General features: G+C 67.3%; 21 protein-coding genes. 7 read left to right on the top strand and 14 right to left on the bottom strand.

Translation table 11 applies throughout. The features are described 5' to 3' along the window. Nucleotides 1-720, top strand: a 720-nt coding sequence (locus tag HX774_RS11545; RefSeq protein WP_178826943.1) for an SDR family NAD(P)-dependent oxidoreductase, incomplete at its 5' end; no start/stop codon positions are given. Nucleotides 721-863: 143 nt separating this feature from the next. On the opposite strand, the gene HX774_RS11550 is transcribed toward HX774_RS11545, so the two are convergent. The 11 genes from HX774_RS11550 to HX774_RS11600 all read right to left on the bottom strand — a co-directional run bounded on the left by HX774_RS11550 (nucleotide 864) and on the right by HX774_RS11600 (nucleotide 11539). Continuing rightward, nucleotides 864-1487 carry an EipA family protein gene (locus tag HX774_RS11550; protein WP_178826945.1) on the bottom strand — a complete coding sequence of 208 codons (624 nt, stop codon included), beginning with the start codon at nucleotides 1485-1487 and terminating at the stop codon, nucleotides 864-866. A gap of 221 nt (nucleotides 1488-1708) precedes the next feature. Next, a complete protein-coding gene (gene pheT, locus HX774_RS11555) occupies nucleotides 1709-4132 on the bottom strand; it encodes a phenylalanine--tRNA ligase subunit beta (protein WP_178826947.1) in 2424 nt (807 codons plus the stop codon). Then, a complete protein-coding gene (locus HX774_RS11560) occupies nucleotides 4129-4524 on the bottom strand; it encodes a hypothetical protein (protein ID WP_178826949.1) in 396 nt (131 codons plus the stop codon). Before HX774_RS11560 ends, pheT begins: the two co-directional genes overlap by 4 nt. A 17-nt stretch (nucleotides 4525-4541) precedes the next feature. Further along, a complete protein-coding gene (pheS, locus tag HX774_RS11565; protein WP_178826951.1) occupies nucleotides 4542-5618 on the bottom strand; it encodes a phenylalanine--tRNA ligase subunit alpha in 1077 nt (358 codons plus the stop codon). A gap of 58 nt (nucleotides 5619-5676) precedes the next feature. Then, nucleotides 5677-5880, bottom strand: coding sequence for a dodecin family protein (locus tag HX774_RS11570; RefSeq protein WP_178826953.1), 204 nt, complete (start codon nucleotides 5878-5880; stop codon nucleotides 5677-5679). Nucleotides 5881-6069: 189 nt separating this feature from the next. After that, a complete protein-coding gene (gene rplT, locus HX774_RS11575) occupies nucleotides 6070-6426 on the bottom strand; it encodes a 50S ribosomal protein L20 (protein WP_114818141.1) in 357 nt (118 codons plus the stop codon). 56 nt (nucleotides 6427-6482) lie between these two features. Continuing rightward, a complete protein-coding gene (rpmI, locus tag HX774_RS11580; protein ID WP_003166435.1) occupies nucleotides 6483-6680 on the bottom strand; it encodes a 50S ribosomal protein L35 in 198 nt (65 codons plus the stop codon). Nucleotides 6681-6834: 154 nt separating this feature from the next. Beyond that, entirely contained in the window at nucleotides 6835-8826 is a 1992-nt protein-coding gene (locus HX774_RS11585) for a S9 family peptidase (RefSeq protein WP_255500415.1), read from the bottom strand. Between the two features lie 129 nt (nucleotides 8827-8955). Next, nucleotides 8956-9477: a translation initiation factor IF-3 gene (infC, locus tag HX774_RS11590; protein WP_114817143.1), complete on the bottom strand. Its 522-nt coding sequence runs from the start codon at nucleotides 9475-9477 to the stop codon at nucleotides 8956-8958. A gap of 125 nt (nucleotides 9478-9602) precedes the next feature. Beyond that, nucleotides 9603-10553, bottom strand: a complete 951-nt coding sequence (locus HX774_RS11595; RefSeq protein WP_370523491.1) for a glycosyltransferase family 9 protein — start codon at nucleotides 10551-10553, stop codon at nucleotides 9603-9605. Then, nucleotides 10550-11539 (bottom strand): glycosyltransferase family 9 protein, encoded by a 990-nt coding sequence (locus HX774_RS11600; RefSeq protein ID WP_178826955.1) that lies wholly within the window; start codon nucleotides 11537-11539, stop codon nucleotides 10550-10552. The genes HX774_RS11595 and HX774_RS11600 overlap by 4 nt, the downstream gene beginning before the upstream one ends. A 69-nt stretch (nucleotides 11540-11608) precedes the next feature. Between HX774_RS11600 and HX774_RS11605 the strand changes: the two genes are divergently transcribed. Continuing rightward, entirely contained in the window at nucleotides 11609-12349 is a 741-nt protein-coding gene (locus HX774_RS11605; RefSeq protein WP_178826957.1) for an alpha/beta fold hydrolase, read from the top strand. A 154-nt stretch (nucleotides 12350-12503) separates the two neighbouring features. Here the strand turns inward: HX774_RS11605 and hslU are convergent, their stop codons facing one another. Both hslU and hslV read right to left on the bottom strand, forming a co-directional pair. Further along, nucleotides 12504-13808, bottom strand: a complete 1305-nt coding sequence (gene hslU / locus HX774_RS11610; RefSeq protein ID WP_178826959.1) for an ATP-dependent protease ATPase subunit HslU — start codon at nucleotides 13806-13808, stop codon at nucleotides 12504-12506. 107 nt (nucleotides 13809-13915) lie between these two features. Then, nucleotides 13916-14488: an ATP-dependent protease subunit HslV gene (gene hslV / locus HX774_RS11615; RefSeq protein WP_178826961.1), complete on the bottom strand. Its 573-nt coding sequence runs from the start codon at nucleotides 14486-14488 to the stop codon at nucleotides 13916-13918. A gap of 132 nt (nucleotides 14489-14620) precedes the next feature. Here hslV and HX774_RS11620 point away from each other — a divergent pair, with 132 nt between their 5' ends. Both HX774_RS11620 and HX774_RS11625 read left to right on the top strand, forming a co-directional pair. Then, complete coding sequence (locus HX774_RS11620; RefSeq protein ID WP_178826963.1) at nucleotides 14621-15031, top strand: BLUF domain-containing protein; 411 nt, start codon at nucleotides 14621-14623, stop codon at nucleotides 15029-15031. A 52-nt stretch (nucleotides 15032-15083) separates the two neighbouring features. Further along, nucleotides 15084-15845: a molybdopterin-synthase adenylyltransferase MoeB gene (locus HX774_RS11625; protein WP_178826965.1), complete on the top strand. Its 762-nt coding sequence runs from the start codon at nucleotides 15084-15086 to the stop codon at nucleotides 15843-15845. Nucleotides 15846-15852: 7 nt separating this feature from the next. On the opposite strand, the gene HX774_RS11630 is transcribed toward HX774_RS11625, so the two are convergent. Further along, nucleotides 15853-16839 carry a D-glycerate dehydrogenase gene (locus HX774_RS11630; protein WP_114817150.1) on the bottom strand — a complete coding sequence of 329 codons (987 nt, stop codon included), beginning with the start codon at nucleotides 16837-16839 and terminating at the stop codon, nucleotides 15853-15855. A 53-nt stretch (nucleotides 16840-16892) separates the two neighbouring features. Between HX774_RS11630 and HX774_RS11635 the strand changes: the two genes are divergently transcribed. From HX774_RS11635 to fabB, 3 genes are all read left to right on the top strand, one after another. After that, nucleotides 16893-17462 carry an SH3 domain-containing protein gene (locus tag HX774_RS11635; RefSeq protein ID WP_370523492.1) on the top strand — a complete coding sequence of 190 codons (570 nt, stop codon included), beginning with the start codon at nucleotides 16893-16895 and terminating at the stop codon, nucleotides 17460-17462. Nucleotides 17463-17619: 157 nt separating this feature from the next. Further along, the gene (fabA, locus tag HX774_RS11640) at nucleotides 17620-18159 is read left to right on the top strand and encodes a 3-hydroxyacyl-[acyl-carrier-protein] dehydratase FabA (RefSeq protein WP_114817151.1); all 540 of its coding nucleotides are present in this window, start codon (nucleotides 17620-17622) and stop codon (nucleotides 18157-18159) included. A 60-nt stretch (nucleotides 18160-18219) separates the two neighbouring features. Next, a partial coding sequence (gene fabB, locus HX774_RS11645) for a beta-ketoacyl-ACP synthase I (protein WP_178826967.1) occupies nucleotides 18220-19447 on the top strand: 1228 nt, incomplete at its 3' end.

The raw sequence follows: 19447 nt of genomic DNA on the forward strand, positions 1-19447 counted from the left end.
GCCGACGCCGAAGCCCTGAAGGCGGCCGTGGCCGTCGCCTCCGCCATCCTCGTCACCGCCGCGCCCGACAGCGCCGGCTGCCCCGGACTGAAGGCCCTGGTCCCCGCCCTCACCGCATCGGGCGCCTATCCCGACTGGATCGGCTACGTCTCCTCCACCGCCGTCTATGGCGACCGCGCGGGCGGCTGGGCCTTTGAGGACGATGACCTGAACGCCGCCAGCGTCGAGGGCGCGCGGCGCGTACGGGCCGAGCAGGACTGGCTGGACGCCGGGCGCGGCATGGGGCTGACGGTGCAGATCTTCCGCCTGCCCGCCATCTACGGCCCCGGCCGGTCGCCGCTGGATCGCCTGCGCGACGGCACCGCGCGGCTGGTGAAGAAGCCCGGACAGGTGTTCAACCGCATCCATGTCGCGGACGCGGTCTCAGCCTTCTTCGCCTCGATGGCTCGCCCGCATCCGGGCCGCGCCTACACCCTGGCCGACGACGAACCGGCCCGGGCGGACGTGGTGATGGCGGGGGCAGCGACACGGCTGAACCTGCCCCTACCGCCCGAGGTGGCGCTGGACGACCCGTCCGTGTCGGATGCCATGCGCCGCTTCTACAACGACAACAAACGCCTCTCGAACGCCCGCGCCAAGGCCGAGCTGGGTTGGCGGCCGAAATACCCGACCTGGCGCGAGGGCTTAGACGCGCTCATTTCCTCGTCATCCCGGCCGTAGCGGAGCGGAGAGCCGGGACCGCCAAAGACGCCCGCGCTTCCTGCGGTCCCGGATAGCCCTGACGGGCTTCCGGGATGACGATGAAAGGCGGGGGCGCTCAAGCCTCGAGGCCCCGCGGGCCGAGCGCTAGCGCCTTTTCGCGCTTAGAAAGGCAGCAGATTCCGCTGGCGGCTGTAGCTCATGGTGCCGACGTTGGCGCCCAGGCGCAGGCCGACGCCGGTGCGGATGGGGGCCAGGACGATGCCGTCGGCGCGCTGATAGTTCACGCCCAGACCGGCCACCAGATAGGCCGAGCCCTCGACGCCGGGGTAGCGGCGATAGAGCATGTCGGGGTGATAGAGGCCGTAGACCAGGGTGAAGACCCGGCTGGCGTTGCCGCCGACGTCCCAGCCGATCGAGATGCCCTGCCAGAAGACTTCCTGCGAGGCCGACAGGTCCTTCATGTGCAAGGCGCCGCGACCATAACGCAGGCCCACGGCGGCCGCTCCGGCGGCTTCCTCGCCGGCGATATAGGCGGTCGGGCGGTCGCCCTGTTCGGCGAAGATGCGCTCGAGGGCCGAGCCCATGGCCTCAGCGGCGATGCCCATCTCGCGCGACCCGGCGGCGACCAGTTCCTCGAAGGTATAGGCCTGGGCCGTCTGGTCCGAGGCGATCGGATAGTTGGGGTCGGTCGGCTGGCGCGTCGAGGCGCAGGCGCCGAGGCCCACGGGCAGGGCGCCGGCGGCGGCGAGACCAAGGCTGGAACGGATCAGTTGGCGGCGATGCATGTCGAGGCTCCTGACAGAGGACGGGTCGCCCATCGTCGCGGGCTTGACCTACCGTCCGTGTCTTTTGCGGCAGCCTTGGGGCTTTAAGGTTAACCGAACCTTGCTTGGCCGTATTCGACGCCGCCCAACCCGATCAAAGCTTCGTCAGAAGGGCTCAACAGCCCAACGGAAGAGGCAGACCCCAAAAAGAAAGAAACCGGAGCTTTCGCTCCGGCTTCTTGTCAGCTCCGCAGGACCGCGCCGGCCTTGGCGGCGGCAGCGACGACCTTGGTCGTCAGGGCCTCGATTTCGGCCTCGGTCAGGGTGGCGGCGCGCGGCTGGATCTCGACCTCGATGGCGACCGACTTCTGGCCCTCCGGCACGCCTTGGCCGCGATAGACGTCGAAGACGCGCACCTCGGCGATCAGGGCCTTGTCAGCGCCAGCGACGGCGCGGGTCAGGTCGCCCACAGCCTTGGCCTCATCCATCAGGAAGGCGAAGTCGCGCGACAGCGGCATCAGGTTCGGCAGGTCCGCCGCGCCCCTAGCCTTGCCGCCTTTTCCGCGCGGTTCCGGCACGGCGTCGAGGATGACCTCGAAGGCCAGCATGGGGCCGTCGGCGTCCAGGGCCTTGAGCACGCGGGGGTGCAGTTCGCCGAACTCGACGATGACGTTCTTGGGCCCCAGTTGCAGCCGGGCCGAACGGCCGGGATGCCACCAGCTCTGGTTCAAGCCTTGGGCCAGCTGCAGCGAAGCGACCGGCGCACCGATCTCCTCCAGCAGGGCGAACAGATCGCCCTTGAGGCCGAACAGGGCGTCTTCTCCCGCACCGCCCCAATGACGGTCGGGATGGGGGGCGACCAGACCGCTGATGGCCGTGCGCTGACCGTTCGGCTGATCGTTCAGATAGATTGGGCCGACCTCGAACAGGGCCGCGTCGGCGTGGCCGCGCGCGGCGTTGCGGGCCGCCGCCTGGATCAGGTTGGGCAGGATCGACGGTCGCATGCAATCGAGGTCGGCAGCGATGGGGTTTTCCAGCACCAGACGCTCATCGCCGCCCCCGAACAGGACAGCGGTCGACTGCTTGGTGAAGGACCAGGTCACGGCCTCGGCGTAGCCCAGGGCCGCCAGGGCGCGACGCGCGACGCGGACGCGAGCCTGACGCGGGCTGAGCACGCCGCGTGCGTTGCGGGCGACCTCGGGCAGGGGCGTGTTAGGCAGGGCGTCGAAGCCCTCGATACGGGCGACTTCTTCCACCAGATCAGCTGGCCCTTCGACGTCGCGACGCCAGGACGGCGGGGTGACGGTCCAGGGCTCGACCTGATCGGCGCCGCCGGCGGTGATCAGGAAGCCCAGCTGACCCAGGATGGTGCCGATCCGGTCGTCGCTCAGTTCCATGCCGGTCAGGCGCTTCACATGGGCCGGGTCGAAGGCGAAGGGCGCCGGGCTGGCGGGCGGTTCACCCACGAAGATGATCTCGGACGGCTCGCCGCCGCACAGGTCGAGGATCAGGCGCGTGGCCAGCTCCAGACCCGGCGTGACCGAGACCGGGTCGACGCCGCGCGCGAAGCGGTACTGGGCGTCGGAATGGATGCCCAGGGTGCGGCCCGTCTGGGCGATGACGATGGGCTCGAACCAGGCGCTTTCGAGGAAGACGTCGGTCGTGGTCTCGTCGCAGCCGGTGCTTTCGCCGCCCATGACGCCGCCCAGGCCGATGGGGCGCTCGCCCGCAGCATCAGCGATGACGCAGTCGGTCTGCGCGACGCTGTAGGTCTTGCCGTCCAGAGCGATCAGGTGCTCGGGCTCGCCGGTTTCCGCCGAGGTCAGCCCGGCGCGCACGACGATCTCGCTCCCCGACAGCTTGGCCATGTCATAGACGTGCAGGGGCCGGGCGCGGTCATAGGCGATCAGGTTGGTGACATCGACCAGGCGGTTGATCGAGCGCAGGCCGATGGCTGTCAGGCGCTTTTGCAGCCAGGCCGGCGACGGGCCGTTCTTGACGCCGCGAATGACGCGACCGGCGAAGACCGGGCACATCTCCGGCGCGTCCAGCCGCACCGAGATCGGCGAGGGAAAGGCGCCGCGCACCACGGCGATGTCGAAATGCTTCAGCGTCCCGGCGCTGGCGGCGGCCAGGTCGCGGGCGATGCCGGCCACGCCCAGCCAGTCGGGGCGGTTCGGCGTCACTTCAAAGTCGATGACCGGCTCGGCGCCGAACAGACCGGCGACCGGGGTCCCGACCGGGATCTCCGGCGGCAGCTCCTGAATGCCGTCGCTTTCGTCGGCCAGCTCCAGCTCCGAGGCCGAGCACAGCATGCCGTGCGAGACGACGCCGCGCACCGGCTTCTCGACCAGGGTCACGCCCAGGCCGGGCACATAGGCGCCGATGGGGGCGTAGATGGTGGTCAGGCCCGCACGCGCGTTCGGTGCGCCGCAGACGATCTCCTTGAGGCCGTCCACGGTCTCGACCTGACAGACCTGCAGGCGGTCGGCGTCGGGGTGCCGCGCGGTCGAGATGATCCTGGCCACAGTGAAGGGCACCAGGACGGCGACGGGGTCCTGGACCTCCTCTACCTCCAGACCGGCCATGGTCATCGCCTCGGCGATCTGATGGACGTCGGCCTCGGTCTCGAGGTGATCTTTCAACCAGGAAAGCGTGAACTTCATGCGGGCGCTCCGCCCAGGGCCGAGACCATGGTTTCAATGAAGGCGGCTGAGCCGGTGAAGCCGACCCCCAGGAAACGGCAATTGATGAACTGGCAGTTCTTAAAGGGAATAGGACCCGTGACCCGTTGCGCACCTTGCGGCGCCAGCATCAGGTTGCGTGGATCGCCATGGGCTTCGCCCATATTGCAGCCGTCGAAGTTGCAGCCTTCGACAGCCAACAGCACTGCCGGCCCCTCTATAAGGCAGTCGATGAAGGTGCGGTTCTCAATGGCGAACACGCCGGTGCGGCTGGTCTCCATGAACAGTTGCGGCAACCAGACGCTGACTTTTTTGTACTCCGGGCCGGGGCCGAGCAGTTCGAGCGTAATGGGGGCGGTTTGGGTGTCAGTCATGTCTTGAGCTCGAGAAATCAGCTGAGGCCGCTGGCCGGATTGGGCGCGGCGAAGACGGAGAAGCCGTAGTGCGCCAGCCAGCGCGTATCGGCCTCGAACATGGGGCGCAGGTCGGAGACGCCGTATTTCAGCATGGCCAGGCGGTCGACGCCCATGCCGAAGGCAAAGCCCTGGTACTCGTCCGGGTCGATGCCGCAGTTACGCAGCACGTTCGGGTGAACCATGCCACAGCCGAGGATCTCCAGCCAGTCGTCGCCCTCGTTCAGCGTCAGCTTGCCGCCCGAGCGGTCGCAGCGAATGTCCATCTCCGCCGAGGGCTCGGTGAAGGGAAAGTGGTGCGGGCGGAAGCGAGCATTGACATCGTCCAGCTCGAAGAAGCGGGCGATGAAGGTTTCCAGCGTCGTCTTCAGATGACCCATGTGGATGTCGCGGTCGATCACCAGCCCCTCGATCTGATGGAACATCGGCGTGTGGGTGGCGTCGGAATCCTTACGGAAGGTGCGGCCCGGGGCGATGATGCGGATCGGCGGCTTCTGCGACATCATGGTGCGCACCTGCACCGGGCTGGTGTGGGTGCGCAGCACCTTGCGCTCGCCCGTTTCCGGGTCGGGCTTGAGGAAGAAGGTGTCGTGCATTTCCCGGGCCGGGTGCTTGGGCGGGAAGTTCAGGGCGGTGAAGTTGTGGAAATCGTCCTCGATGTCCGGGCCCTCGGCCACGGCGAAGCCCATCTCGGCGAACAGGGCGATCATCTCGTCCATGACCTGCATGGTCGGATGCACCCCGCCCTTGCGGCGCGGGCGGCTGGGCAGGGTCAGATCGACGCGCTCGGCCAGCAGCCGCGCGTCCAGCTCGGCGGCCTCCAGCTCGGCCTTCTTGGCGGCGATGGCGGCGGTCACGCGGTCGCGCAGACCGTTGATGATCGGCCCTTGCTCGCGGCGTTCATCGGGGCTGAGCGCGCCCATGCCTTTCAGCAGGGCGGAGACGGCCCCCGTCTTGCCGAGGGCGGCGACGCGCACCTCTTCGATCGCAGCGACGCTTTCGGCCGCTCCGATGGCGTTGATCAGGTCGAGTTCTAGCTGGGCGAGATCGGTCATGATCCGCAGCGTCTAGCCCGACACGGCCGTCACGCAAAGCCTTCAGCGTCGATCAGGTCTAGTCCGCGAGGACGAAAGTGACCTTCATGTTGACCCGGTATTCGGCGATCTGGCCGTCCCGGACCACGACCTTCTGATCCTGGACCCAAGCCCCCTCGACATGGCGCAGGGTCTTGTCGGCGCGGGCGATGCCCTGGGCGACAGCGTCGTCGAAGCTGACTGTCGAGGATGAAGTGATTTCGGTGACGCGAGCGACGGACATCAGCAAAGCCTCCTGAACCGCCAGTGTCGCCAGTCGACCCGGCTGTCGCACTCCAACGCCCGACCCGGCCAAAAGGTCAGCTTGGCCATGAAAAACGCCCGCCCCGGCGACCGGGACGGGCGTTTTTGTTTTGACGCTAGCGCTCGGCTCGCGGAGCCGAGCGGCTTGAGCACGCCTGTGTCGTAAGACTTAGGCGGCCAGAGCGGCGCGGACCTTGTCAGCGATGGCCTTAAAGCTGGCTTCGTCGGCGGCGATCGTCGACAGGACCTTACGGTCGAGCACGATGCCGGCCTTGTCCAGGCCGTGGATGAACTGCGAGTAGGTGAAGCCTTCCAGACGGGCGGCGGCGTTGATGCGCTGAATCCACAGGGCGCGGAACGAACGCTTCTTGTTGCGACGGTCGCGGTAGGCGTACTGGCCGGCGCGATCGACGGCGGCCTTGGCCGTACGGATGGTGTTCTTGCGGCGGCCGTAGAAGCCCTTGGCCTGCTTAAGAACCTTCTTGTGTTTGGCGTGGGACGTTACGCCCCGTTTGACGCGAGCCATGTGTCGCTATCCTTTCAAATTCTTACGTAGAGATCAGATCGAAACGCGCGCGCCGATCAGGCGTACGGCATGTAGGATTTGATCTTCTTGGCGTCGGCGTCGGCCATGACCGAGGTGCCGCGGTTCTGGCGGATGTACTTGGAGTTGTGGCTGATCAAGCGGTGACGCTTGCCCGCAACGCCGGCCTTCACCTTGCCAGTGGCCGTGAATTTGAAGCGCTTCTTGGCGCCAGACTTCGTCTTCAGTTTCGGCATTTTCACTCTCTCTTTTTAGTGGGCTATCGCTCTTCGAGCTGCTTGAGCCCGGAGTGCGAAGCTGAAACGAACGGCCCAGGCATGCCTGTTAGCCCGGCTGTTCGGTCGCGAAGAGGCGGCTTCTACGCCGAACCCCGACGCGAGGCAAGCGGAGTCACGGCGTCGGCGCCGGCGTCGACGGGCCGACCGGATTATGGGCCTCCAGGAAGCGCACCGTTTCACGCAACATCTGCAGACGCGTGTCGGCGCGCGACAGCCAGTGGTCCTCGCCCGGCAGTTCGACCATCTCCACCGGCTTGCCGGCGCGCCGCAAGGCCGCAGCCATGAGGCGGCTTTGCTCGATCGGGACGATAGTGTCGTCCTTGCCGTGGATCAGCAACAAGGGACTGTCGACCTGGTCGGCCAGCAGGGCGGGCGACAGGGCATCCAGCGCCCGATCATTGTACCGCGCGGCGCCCATGAAGCGATTCCAGTAGCGGATGGTCTGGTTATTCTGCTCGCCCAGCCGCCAGGCCTCCTGCTTGACCATGCGCCGTAGATCCGAGACCCCGTTGACGGACACGCCGCAGCGATAGACCGACTTATCGAGCGTCAGCCCCGCCATGGCCGCATAGCCGCCGTAGCTGCCGCCGACGATGCAGACGCGGGCAGGGTCGATGATCCCCTCACCGGCCAGCCAGCGGACGCCGTCGGACAGGTCGGTCTGCATCTTGCGCCCCCATTCGCCATAGCCGGCCTCGAGGAAGGCACGCCCGTATCCGGTGGAGCCCCGGAAGTTGGCTTGCAGCACTGCATAGCCGCGCGACGCCAGGGCCTGAGCCCACCAGTCGAAACCGGCGACGTCCCGCGACGCCGGTCCGCCGTGGGCCAGAACCACCAGAGGCAGGTTCGCAGGCGTCTCCATGCCTGGCGGCAGGGTCAGATAACCATCGATCTCCAGCCCGTCCGCCGCCGCATAGCGGATCGGGCGGACGACGCCGACCTGTTCGGTGGGGATGGTCGGATAGGCGACGCCGACCACATCGGCGACGCCGGTGTTAAAGTCGACAAGGCGATAGAGGCCGGATTCTCCGGTGTCGATAAAGACAAGAACCTGCTTCAGGCTGTCGCTCCACGACACAAGGCGCGGCCTCTTGCCTGGAAACGCCCGCTCGATGGCGCTCCAGCGCCGTACCGCCGTGGGTTCGCTGAACTCATAACGAACGCCATCCTCTTCCGTGCGCCCGGCTCCAATCAGCAGGCGGCTTTCCGGGTGATGGACCAGGAAGTCAGGGTGATGCTCGAACGGCAGACGTATCCATTCGCCGGTGTCCACATTGACCTCGAACAGCAAGAAGCCGTCCTCCGATTCAGCCTCTGCGGACGCCAGGTCTGGCCGCTCTGCGCTGACGACGATCGTGCGTGGGCTCCGCCCCATGCCGATGATCGTGGGGGTATCGACCAAGGCGTCCACCGCCCAGGTTTCACGGAAGCCTCGCCCGTTCGGCAGGTGCAGGGACCACCGCCCGCTGCGCTCGAGGTACTCGGCGATGGCGATCACCTCGCCATCGGCGTCCAGCACATAGTCGTCCGTGTCCCGATCCATGGACTCTATGGATCGGCCCCGGCCGGTCTCCAGATTGATCCTGTGCAGATTGATCTGTCCGTTGATGACGTTGACGCCCCGCGTGAAGAGGGCCTCCCCCTGCGCGGTCCTGCGCACCGAGGCGGGGCCATAGAGCGTCGCCAGCACGTCGGGCGTCTGCCTGAGAACCTGGACGACGCTTTTCGTCTCCAGGTCGAGGATCATGCCGTAGAACAATTCTGTACGGGGGACGCCGAGATCATGAATGCTCTGCGTCTGGGAGGTGACGATCAGGACCCGCCCCTCGCCGATCCAGCTCAGGTCGCGCACCTTGGCGTCGCCGATCGAAGCCGCGAAAATATGCTGTCCCGTAGCGATCCGGGTGACGGCGAGCGCCCGGGTTTCATTGACGACTTCAATCCGCGCGATCAGTTCGCCGCTCGGCGACAGCGTCATGGAGTCGATGGCTGGAACGGCGCCATAGGCCTCTATCGGAGGCGTCTGCGCCCTGACCGCGCTTGTCGACAGGCTGACGACTGCGAAAACGAAAAGCGCAATCGCCGCCGTGCGTGAACCCAACATTTTGCGCGCTCCCCCGAACCGCCAAGATTAAAATCAGCGGTATCCGAGAAGCGCCTCGCGCGCCAGTTGAGACCAGAAAAAAGCCCCGACCTTTCGGCCGGGGCTTTTCTGATAGGCGGGGGATCGCGCTTAGCGCGGCGCCAGGATCATGATCATCTGGCGGCCTTCCATACGCGGGGCGTATTCGACCTTGGCGACCTCGTCGAAGTCGGCCTGGACCTTGTTGAGCAGTTTCATGCCCAGTTCCGGGTGCGCCATTTCACGACCGCGGAAGCGTAGGGTCACCTTGACCTTGTCGCCCTCCTCGAAGAAACGGTGCATCGACTTGGCCTTGACCTCATAGTCATGGGTGTCGATGTTCGGACGGAGCTTGATTTCCTTGAGCTCGACGACCTTCTGGCGCTTGCGCGCCTCGGCCTTCTTCTTTTGCTCCTGGAAACGATGCTTGCCGTAATCCAGGATCTTGCAGACCGGCGTCTCTGCGTTGCCGACGATCTGGACCAGATCCAGACCGGCCTCTTCGGCCGCTTCCAGCGCGGAAGACAGCGGCATGACGCCCTGTTTCTCGCCGTGTTGGTCGATCAGCAGCACGCGTGTAGCGCGGATTTCCTGGTTGATGGGCGGCCCGTCTTTGACGGGCGGCGCTTGCATGGGACGGCGAATGGGCGTCGTTTCCTTATGTGGTCAGAAGAGCAGGCGATAATCTCGCAGGGATCAGCGCGCGACGAGGGGCGGCGTTCCCGGCGGCGGGAATATGACGGCTGAAGCCCTGAAATTCAAGGCTGGTCGGGGTTTGAGGCGTCGATGTAGGCGTCGTGCAGCGCCAGCACCCCTTCCTGGACGTGATCGACCGTCAACGCCTCAATGGGTTTGAACTCTCCTCGGACAGGGCTGGAGGCCAGCACCCAGCCCTTCTCCCCCCACGGAGCCTTATGCCACCACTCGCTGGGCCCAAAGAGGCCCAGGGTCGGGGTTCCCGTCGCCGCCGCCACATGCATCAGACCCGAGTCGTTGCCGACAAACAGGGCTGCCCCAGCGATCACCGCCGCCGAGGCCAGGATGTCGCTTCGTCCGACACAGTCGATCCCGCGCTCGCCCGCCGCCGCCAGGGCGGGGGCCGCCGCCGGGTGGTCGCCCGGTCCGCCGACCAGCATGAAGCGCCATCCGTCAAAGCGCGGTTCTGCCTTGAGCCGCTCCACCAGTTCCGCCCAGCGATTCGCAGGCCAGCTACGGTCCGCTGCCGTCGAAATGGGCGCCATGGCCAGGATGGGTGCCCGATCGTCGCCGATGATCGCCGCGGCCTCGGCGCGGGCTTGAGCATCGAGGAAGATCTCGGGCTCCATGACGCCGTCGGCCTTCATCATGCGCGAGAAGGTTTCGACCTTGGCCAGGCCTGTTTCCCAGGAGCGGTTGTAGATGCGACGTTCCCCCGCCCTTAGCAGATAAGCTAGGCCCGATCCGCGCACATCAACCACCATGGCCCACCGCGTGCCCACCGTCGCCCGCCACAGGGCGCGCCAGTGACCCGCCGCCTTCTGCTTGCGCCAGGAGATGACCTTAACAACGCCGGGCGCAGCGCGGAACAGGGCCGCCGCCGTCGGGCCGCAGGCCACGGTGATCTCCGCCCCCGGCGCTTGGCGCCCGATCTCGCGGATCGCGCCCGAGGACATGACGCAGTCGCCGATCCGGTCGGAGGTGACGAACAGGACCTGGGGCGCGCCGCTCACGCCGAGGCGTCCGAAGGCTGCCCAATGAAGGCGTCATGCAGGCCGACCGTCGCGGCGAAGACGGCCGCGACGGTCAGGTCCTCGATCGGAGCGAACTGGCCGCGCGTTTCATTGGAGGCGACGGTGCGGGTCTTCGGACCGCGCGGGCCGTAGAGCCACCATTCGGTCGGCCCGAACAGGCCCAGCGTCGGCGTTCCCGCGGCGGCGGCCACATGCATCAGGCCGGAGTCGTTGCCGACGAAGAGCGCCGAACGGCTGATGGCCGCAGCCGAGGCCAAGATGTCGCCCTTGCCGACAAAGTCGATCCCGCGTTCACCCGCCGCCGCCAGGGCCGGCGTAGCCGGCGGATGGTCGCCAGGACCGCCGATCAGCATGAAACGCCAACCGTCGAAACGCGGCTCGGCCTTCAGCTTTTCAACCAGGGCCGCCCAGCGCTCGGCGGGCCAGCTCTTGCCCTTCTGGTGGGCGATGGGGGCCAGGGCGAGGATCGGCCCCGGTCCGGCGCCGTCCGCCAGCTGCGGGTCGATGACGGCGGCGGCCTCGGCGCGGGCGCGGTCGTCGATATAGAGTTCAGGCTCCAGCGCGTGCGGAGCCCCCATCAGGCGCGACACCACCTCGACCTTGGGGACGCCCGTCTCCCAGCCGCGATTATAGATGCGCCGCGTCCCCGCGCGGATCAGCCAGCCCACGGCCGAACCGCGCGTGTCGATGACCACGTCCCAGGGCTGCTTCACCACTTCGCCCCACAGACGAAACCAGTGCGAGGCCCACTTCCCCTTGTTGACGACGATGATCCGCTCGACGCCAGGGGCGGCGCGGAAGAAGGGCGCGGGCGGTCCGCCGGCGGCGACGGTAATCCGGGCACCGGGCCATTGCCGGTTGATCTCGCGCACCACGCCCGAGGCGATGACGCTGTCGCCGATGCGGTTGGGGCTGACGAACAGCACCCGGGGCCCGGACGCGGGTGCTTTCTGATTGTCGGACACGCGGATCAGCCTTCACTTCCTTGAGGTTTTTTCGTTACCAGTCCGGGGAGCGATGCGCGAGAGGAAGCCATGACCGATACCCAGATCCTGAACCGTCCCGACGGCGAGACCCTGGCCTTCAAGGCGGTCGCGGGCGACGGGACGACGGTCATCTGGGTCGGCGGCTTCCGCTCGGACATGGAGGGGACCAAGGCGCTGGCGCTTGAGCAGACGGCGCGCGAGCGCGGCTGGTCGTTCGTCCGCTACGACCATTTCGCCCACGGCCAGTCGTCCGGCGACTGGAGACAGGCCACCATCGGTCGCTGGCGCGAGGACGCGGTCGCCCTGGTCGACAGCCTCGAAGGCCCGGTGATCCCGGTCGGCTCGTCGATGGGGGGCTGGGTCGCCCTGCTGGCGACCCTGGCGCGGCCTGAGCGGATCAAGGGCGTGGTCCTGGTCAATCCGGCCCAGGACTTCACCGAAAAACTGATGTGGCCCGGCCTGGCCGACCACGAGCGTCAGGCCATCCTGCGCGAGGGCGAGACGGTCATCACCGAAGAGGGCCTGGGGTCCTACGTCCTGACCCGGCGGATGTTCGAGGAGGCGCGCGACTGGCTGCTGCTGGACGGGATCATTGACATCAAGGCGCCGATCCATGTGCTGCAAGGGCGCGCCGACGACGTGGTGCCGTGGCGTCATCAGGTCGAACTGGTCGAGCGCCTGACCGGCGGTGATGTGCGCCTGGACCTGATCGAGGGCGGCGACCACCGGCTGTCGACGCCGCGCGATCTGGAGCGCCTGGTCGAAGCAGTCGAGGCGATGCGGGGCTGATCGCTTGCGTCTTTCCTCCCCATTTCGTGGGGAGGTGGCGCGGACGCGAAGCGGACGTGACGGAGGGGGCGACCCACCGGCCGATGTCAGTGTCGCCCCCTCCACCACTGCGTGGTCCCCCTCCCCACAAAGTGGGGAGGAAAGGCTCAGACCGTCACAGAATAAACCGGCTCAGGTCGATGTTCTTGGCCAGCTCGCCGACCTTTTCCCGCACCTTGTCGCCATCGAAGGTCAAGGTCTGGCCGGATAGGTCCGAGGCCTTGAAGCTGGTCTCCTCCAGAACCCGTTCCAGCACGGTCTGAAGCCGGCGCGCGCCGATGTTCTCGACGGTGTTGTTGGCGGCCACGGCGGCGTCGGCCATGGCCTCGACTGCATCATCCGTGAAGACCAGGGTGACGCCTTCCGTCTCCAACAGGGCCTGGTTCTGACGGATCAGATTGGCCTCGGGCTCGGTCAGGATGCGCTTGAAGTCGTCGCGGGTCAGGGCCTTCAACTCGACCCGGATCGGCAGGCGCCCTTGCAGTTCCGGCAGCAGGTCACTGGGCTTGGCGACGTGGAAGGCGCCCGAGGCGATGAACAGGACGTGGTCCGTCTTCACCGGCCCGTACTTGGTCGAAACGGTCGTGCCCTCGATCAGGGGCAGCAGGTCGCGCTGCACGCCTTCACGTGAAACATCGGCCCCGGAGGCGCCCTGACGCGCCGCCACCTTGTCGATCTCGTCGAGGAAGACGATGCCCTCGTTTTCGGCCAGCAGCAAAGCTTCCTTGGTCAGGCTTTCCTGATCGAGCAGCTTGTCGCTTTCCTCGGTGGTCAGCGGAGCCATGGCCTCCGCCACGGTCAGCTTGACCGTCTTGGTGCGCCCGCCGCCCATCTTGCCCAGCAGGTCCGACAGGTTCAGCAGGCCGACGTTGCCGCCCCCGCCGCCCATGTCCAGCCCCTGCAAGGGCGAGGTCGTGTCGGCCAGGGCGATCTCGATCTCCTTGTCGTCCAGTTCCCCGGCGCGCAGCTTCTTCCTGAAGGCCTCGCGCGTCGCGGGCTGCGAGCCCGGCCCCACCAGGGCGTCCAGAATGCGCTCCTCGGCCGCGCCCTCAGCCCGCGCCTTGACGCCCGAGCGGCGCTTGTCGCGCACCATGACCAGAGCGCTCTCGACCAGGTCGCGCATGATCTGATCCACGTCGCGACCAACATAGCCGACCTCGGTGAACTTGGTCGCCTCGACCTTGAGGAAGGGCGAGCCCGCCAGCTTGGCGAGACGCCGGGCGATCTCGGTCTTGCCGACCCCCGTGGGGCCGATCATCAGGATGTTCTTGGGCGTGACCTCGTCGCGCAGATCCTCAGGCACGCGCTTGCGGCGCCAGCGGTTGCGCAAGGCCACGGCCACGGCGCGTTTGGCGTCGTCCTGGCCGACGATGTAGCGGTCCAGTTCGGAGACGATTTCGCGGGGAGACAGGTCGGTCATGGTTTTAGTGCCGAGTGACGAGTGATGAGTGGCGAGAAAGGGAGGAAGGCAGGCGAAGCGGTAGAACGGCAGGCGCTGCGGCGAAACCCGGACGGTCTCGCCACTCGTCACTCGCCACTCGCCACTCCCAATGCCTCCACGGTCAGGTTCCCATTGGTATAGACGCAGATCTCGGCGGCGATCTTCATCGCCTTGCGAGCGATCTGTTCGGCGTCCAACCCGCTGTCTTCGTCGATCAAAGCGCGGGCGGCAGCGAGGGCGTAGTTGCCGCCGGAGCCCACGGCGGCCACGCCGTATTCCGGCTCCAGCACGTCGCCGACCCCCGTCACCGTCAGGATGGTGTCCTTGTCGGCGACCAGCAGCATGGCCTCCAGTCGGCGCAGATAGCGGTCGGTCCGCCAGTCCTTGGCCAGTTCAACGCAGGCGCGGGCCAACTGGTCGGGATACTGCTCCAGCTTGGCTTCCAGCCGCTCGATCAGGGTCAGGGCGTCGGCCGTGGCCCCGGCGAAACCGGCCAGAACCTTGCCGCCGGCCAGGGTGCGCACCTTGCGCGCCGCGCCCTTGACGATGGTCGGTCCCATCGAGACCTGGCCGTCGCCGGCGATCACGGTGCGGCCGTTCTTGCGCACCGCCAGGATGGTGGTGCCGTGCCAGTCGGGGAAGCTGGAAGTCTGGGTCATGGCGATCAGATGGCGAGGATTGCGCCCTCTCGCAAGACGCCGCCGCGCCGCAGCCGCTGGCGGTTTGTTAACCTCGTCCATGACAAGGGACGCTTCACCTAGAGTTGCGTCGCCTCCAGTTCGAGTTCCGTCTTGCCCCTGCACCGCGTCATCTATGTCAGCGACGCCGTCGGCGCCGCTGGGACCAGCCTGTTGGCCATCGCCGAAATCCTGGGCGTTTCCGAACGCAATAATCGTCGAGACCATCTGACGGGGGTGCTGCTGGGCCACAACGGCCGCTTCCTTCAGGCGATCGAGGGCGCGCGGACGGATGTCGATCGCCTGATGGACCGCCTGCGACGCGACCCTCGCCACGTCAATCTTCGCCTGCTGTCCGACCAGCCGATCGCCGCGCGTATGTTCGGCCACTGGGCCATGGGCCACGCCACGGCCGCGCCGGCCATGCTGGCCCTGCTGAACGATGAAGACCTGTCCGCCATCAGCCCGGCCAAGGCCGAAGCCGTCCTGGCCGCAGCGGCCAGGCGCCTGTCGGAACCGGCCTGATCCATGGCGACACGGGCTGACGTTGGCCTGACGACACGCTAGATGTCGGAGGGTGAACACGCCCTCCCCCCTCCCCCCCGTCCGCTTCTCCGACGAGGAAGTCGACCGCTACGCGCGTCAACTGGTGCTGTCCGAGATCGGCGGCCCCGGCCAGCAGGCCTTGAAGCGCGCGCGGGTGCTGATCGTCGGCCTGGGCGGGGTTGGGGCGCCCGCCGCCCTCTATCTGGCCGCCGCCGGGGTCGGGACCCTGGGCCTGATCGACCATGACAGGATCGCCCTGTCCAACCTGCAACGACAGATCATCTTCACCACCGCCGACGCCGATCGGCCCAAGGTCGAGGCAGGGGCCGACCATCTGGCCGCGCTCAATCCCCATGTCGCCGTCCAGCCCTTCGTCGAGCGGCTGACGCCGGCCAACGCCCCCGGCATTATCGAGCGCTTCGACCTGGTGCTGGACGGCACCGACGATTTCGAGACGCGCTTCGCCGTCAACGCCGCCTGCGTCGCGAAGGGCGTGCCGCTGGTGTCCGGGGCGCTGGGTCGTTGGAACGGTCAGGTCGGGGTCTTCACCGGCCAGCCCTGCTATCAATGCCTGGTGCCCGAAACCCCGCCCGACGCCGAGACCTGCGCCCGCGTCGGCGTCGTCGGCGCCCTGGCCGGCGTCATCGGCGCGATGGCGGCGCTGGAGGCGATCAAACTGATCACCGGGGCCGGCGAACCCCTGACCGCCCGCCTCATGCTCTACGACGGCCTGGCCGGAACCAGCCGGGTAGTGAAGATCGCCGCCGACCCGGCCTGTCCCGTCTGCGGATAGCTCCCGCCTAGAGCATGGCCGGGATGACGCGGTCGGGCGGACGGTGGCCGTTCTGGTAGGTCATGATGTTGGCGATGACGCGGTCGCCCATGTCCTGACGGGCCTCGATGGTGGCCGAGCCGAGGTGGGGCAGCAGGACGACGTTGGCGCGGCCCATCAGACCCGGATGCACCGCCGGTTCGTGCTCGAACACGTCTAGGCCGACGCCGAACAGGGCGCGGCGATCCAGGGCCTCGACCAGGGCCGCCTCGTCGATCAGTTCGCCGCGCGCGGTGTTGACGACGATGGCGTGGGGCTGCAGCCGGGCGATGCGTTCCGCGGACAAGAGGTGATGCGTGTCCCTGGTGGCCGGGCAGTTCAGCGAGATAACGTCCATCCGCGCCAGCATCTGATCCAGATCGTCCCACCAGGTAGCCCCCAGTTCCTCGGCGATCATGTCCGAGACGGGTTTGCGGTTGTGATAGTGGACCTGCATCCCAAAGGCCTTGGCGCGGCGGGCCAGGGCCTGGCCGATGCGGCCCATGCCGACGATGCCCAGCCGCTTGCCCCACAGCTTGCGCCCGCACATCCAGGTTGGGCTCCAGCCCTCGAACTGACCGGCGGCGACGACATTGGCGCCTTCGACGATGCGGCGGCTGACCCCCAGGATCAGGCTCATGGTCAGGTCGGCCGTGTCCTCGGTCAGAACGCCCGGCGTATTGGTGACGATGATCCCGCGGCCCACGGCGGCGTCGATGTCGATATGGTCCACGCCCGCGCCGAAGTTGGCGATCATCTTCAGCTGATCGCCCGCCCCCGCGATCAAGTCGGCGTCCAGATGGTCGGTGATGGTCGGGATCAGGACCTCGGCGCGCTGCAGGGCGGCGGCCAGGTCGTCACGCGACATGGGCTTGTCGGTCAGGTTCAGCTCGGCGTCGAACAGTTCGCGCAGACGTATTTCCACCGCGTCCGGCAGGCGTCTGGTTAATACGACCTTAAGCTTGCGAGCGGACATAGGGAGCCTGGGTTTCGACGGGCAAAAGCGCCCGTACGGGACGTGTCGATCCGGTGTCTAGCAAAGCTGTGGTCAGGTTCAAAAGTTTCCGGCGTATCGCCGTCATCGCCGCCGTCCTCGGAGCGGGCGTCTTCGCGGGCGCCGGCGCCCTCATGCCTGACGGGCGGCCGACGCCGACCGGCCTGGACGTACCGCGCTGGGTCACGCTGAAATCCTCTCAGGTTCGCGCCCGCCAGGGGCCGGGCCTCGACTACCAGATCCTGTGGGAGTACCGCGCCGCGGGCCTGCCCGTGCAAGTGATCGCCGAGACCAGGGAATGGCGCAAGATCTGCGACCCGGACGGCTCGGTCGCCTGGATTCACCGCACCGTGGCCTCAGGCCGTCGCAGCGTGTTCAACCGCTCGGCCGAAGAGATCATGATCCATTCGGGCCGCTCCGCCACCTCCTCGGTGCGGGCCCGCCTGTCGCCGCGCTCCATCGTCTCACTGGATGAATGCGAAGAGGGCTGGTGCCGGGTGCGGGCGCGCAAGATCCGCGGCTGGGTGCCCGAGCGCGCCGTGTTCGGAACCCAGCAACGCGCCCTTTGCAACGCCGCCCGGCCCGCCGGCGCGGGGCGCAGCTAGAGCGAAATCGGTCTGGACGCGCTGGCGTCTAGGCTCAGATATTCGCGCCAACATCATACCTGGAGGCTGACCGAGCGGTCAGGTTCCAGAGTTCACAACAGTTGAGCGGGCGCGCCGGGTCGTGTAACCCGCCCGCAACACTACCGGAGCGTCAGCCTTGAGCCAGTCCCAATATCCGTCGTCGTTCGATCATGAAGGCCTGCTGGCCTCGGGCCGTGGCGAACTGTTCGGTCCGGGCAACGCCCAGCTTCCGGCCCCGCCGATGCTGATGTTCGACCGCATCACGACCATCACCGCCGACGGCGGCGACTACGGCAAGGGCTATGTCGAGGCGGAACTCGACATCAACCCGGACCTCTGGTTCTTCCAATGCCACTTCATCGGCGATCCGGTCATGCCGGGCTGCCTGGGCCTGGACGCCATGTGGCAGCTGGTCGGCTTCTACCTCGGCTGGATCGGCGGTCCCGGCAAGGGCCGGGCGCTCGGCGTGGGCGAGGTCAAGTTCACCGGCCAGGTGACGCCGGACGTCAAGAAGGTGGTCTACAAGGTCCACCTGAAGCGCGTCATCAACCGCAAGCTGGTCATGGGCATCGCCGACGGCGTGCTCGAGGCCGACGGCGAGGTCATCTACACCTGCGCCGACATGCGCGTCGGCCTGTTCGGCGGCGCGGCCGCGGTAGCGGCTGCGGACGCCTGACCCCATTTAACGCAGACCGCGGTTCACGCGGCGCCTGAAGACTGAATGATAGGAAACACCATGCGGCGTGTCGTCGTCACCGGATTGGGCATCGTCTCCTCCATCGGCACCGGCCAGGACGAGGTCACAGCCTCCCTGCGCGAAGCCAAGTCGGGCGTCCAGCACGCCGCCGACCACGCCAAGTACGGCTTCCGCTCACAGGTCTGGGCGCCGCCGTCGCTGGGCGTGACCGCCGAAGACTGGGCGCCGCTGGTGGACCGCCGCGCGGCGCGCTTCCTGGCCAACGGCACGGCCTGGGCGCACATCGCCTTCGAAGAAGCGCTGAAGGACAGCGGCCTGAGCGCCGACGAGATCAAGGACGAGCGCATCGGCCTGATCGTCGGCGAGGGCGGCCCCTCGACCCAGGTCATCCTGCAGGCGGCCCAGACCACCATCGAGAAGGGCTCGCCCAAGCGCGTCGGCCCCTTCGCCGTGCCCAAGGCCATGGCCAGCGGCCCGTCGGCGGTGCTGGCCACCTGGTTCCAGCTGAAGGGCATCAACTATTCGATCTCCTCGGCCTGCGCGACCTCGGCCCACTGCATCGGCGCGGCCGCCGAGCAGATCGCCTGGGGCAAGCAGGACGTGGTTTTCGCCGGTGGTTGCGAGGACATCGACTGGTCCATGTCGAACATGTTCGACGCCATGGGCGCCATGTCCTCCAACTTCAACGAGACGCCCGCCAAGGCCAGCCGCGCCTATGACAAGGACCGCGACGGCTTCGTCATCGCCGGCGGCGCGGGTATCGTTGTCCTGGAAGAATACGAACGCGCCGTGGCGCGCGGCGCGACCATCTACGCCGAAGTCACCGGCTACGCCGCCAACTCGGACGGCTACGACATGGTGGCTCCTTCCGGCGAGGGCGCTGAGCGCTGCATGAAGCTGGCCCTGGAGATGGCCGGCGATCCGCGCATCGACTACCTGAACCCGCACGGCACCTCGACGCCGGTCGGCGACTCCAAGGAGATGGGCGCGGTGCGCAACGTCTTCGGCGACGACCTGCCGATGATCTCCTCGACCAAGTCGCTGACGGGCCATTCCCTGGGCGCCGCTGGCGCGCAGGAAGCCATCTACTGCCTGTTGATGATGAAGCACGGCTTCGCCGCCGAGAGCGCCCACATCGAGAACCTCGATCCCGAGTTCGAGGGCATGCCAATCCTGCGTGAACGCCACGACGGCGAGCTGAAGCACGTCATGTCCAACTCGTTTGGGTTCGGCGGCACCAACGGCACCCTGATCCTGTCCAAGGTCT

It is taken from the genome of Brevundimonas sp. P7753, from assembly GCF_013386595.1.
In the GTDB taxonomy this organism is placed as follows: Bacteria; Pseudomonadota; Alphaproteobacteria; order Caulobacterales; family Caulobacteraceae; genus Brevundimonas; species Brevundimonas bullata.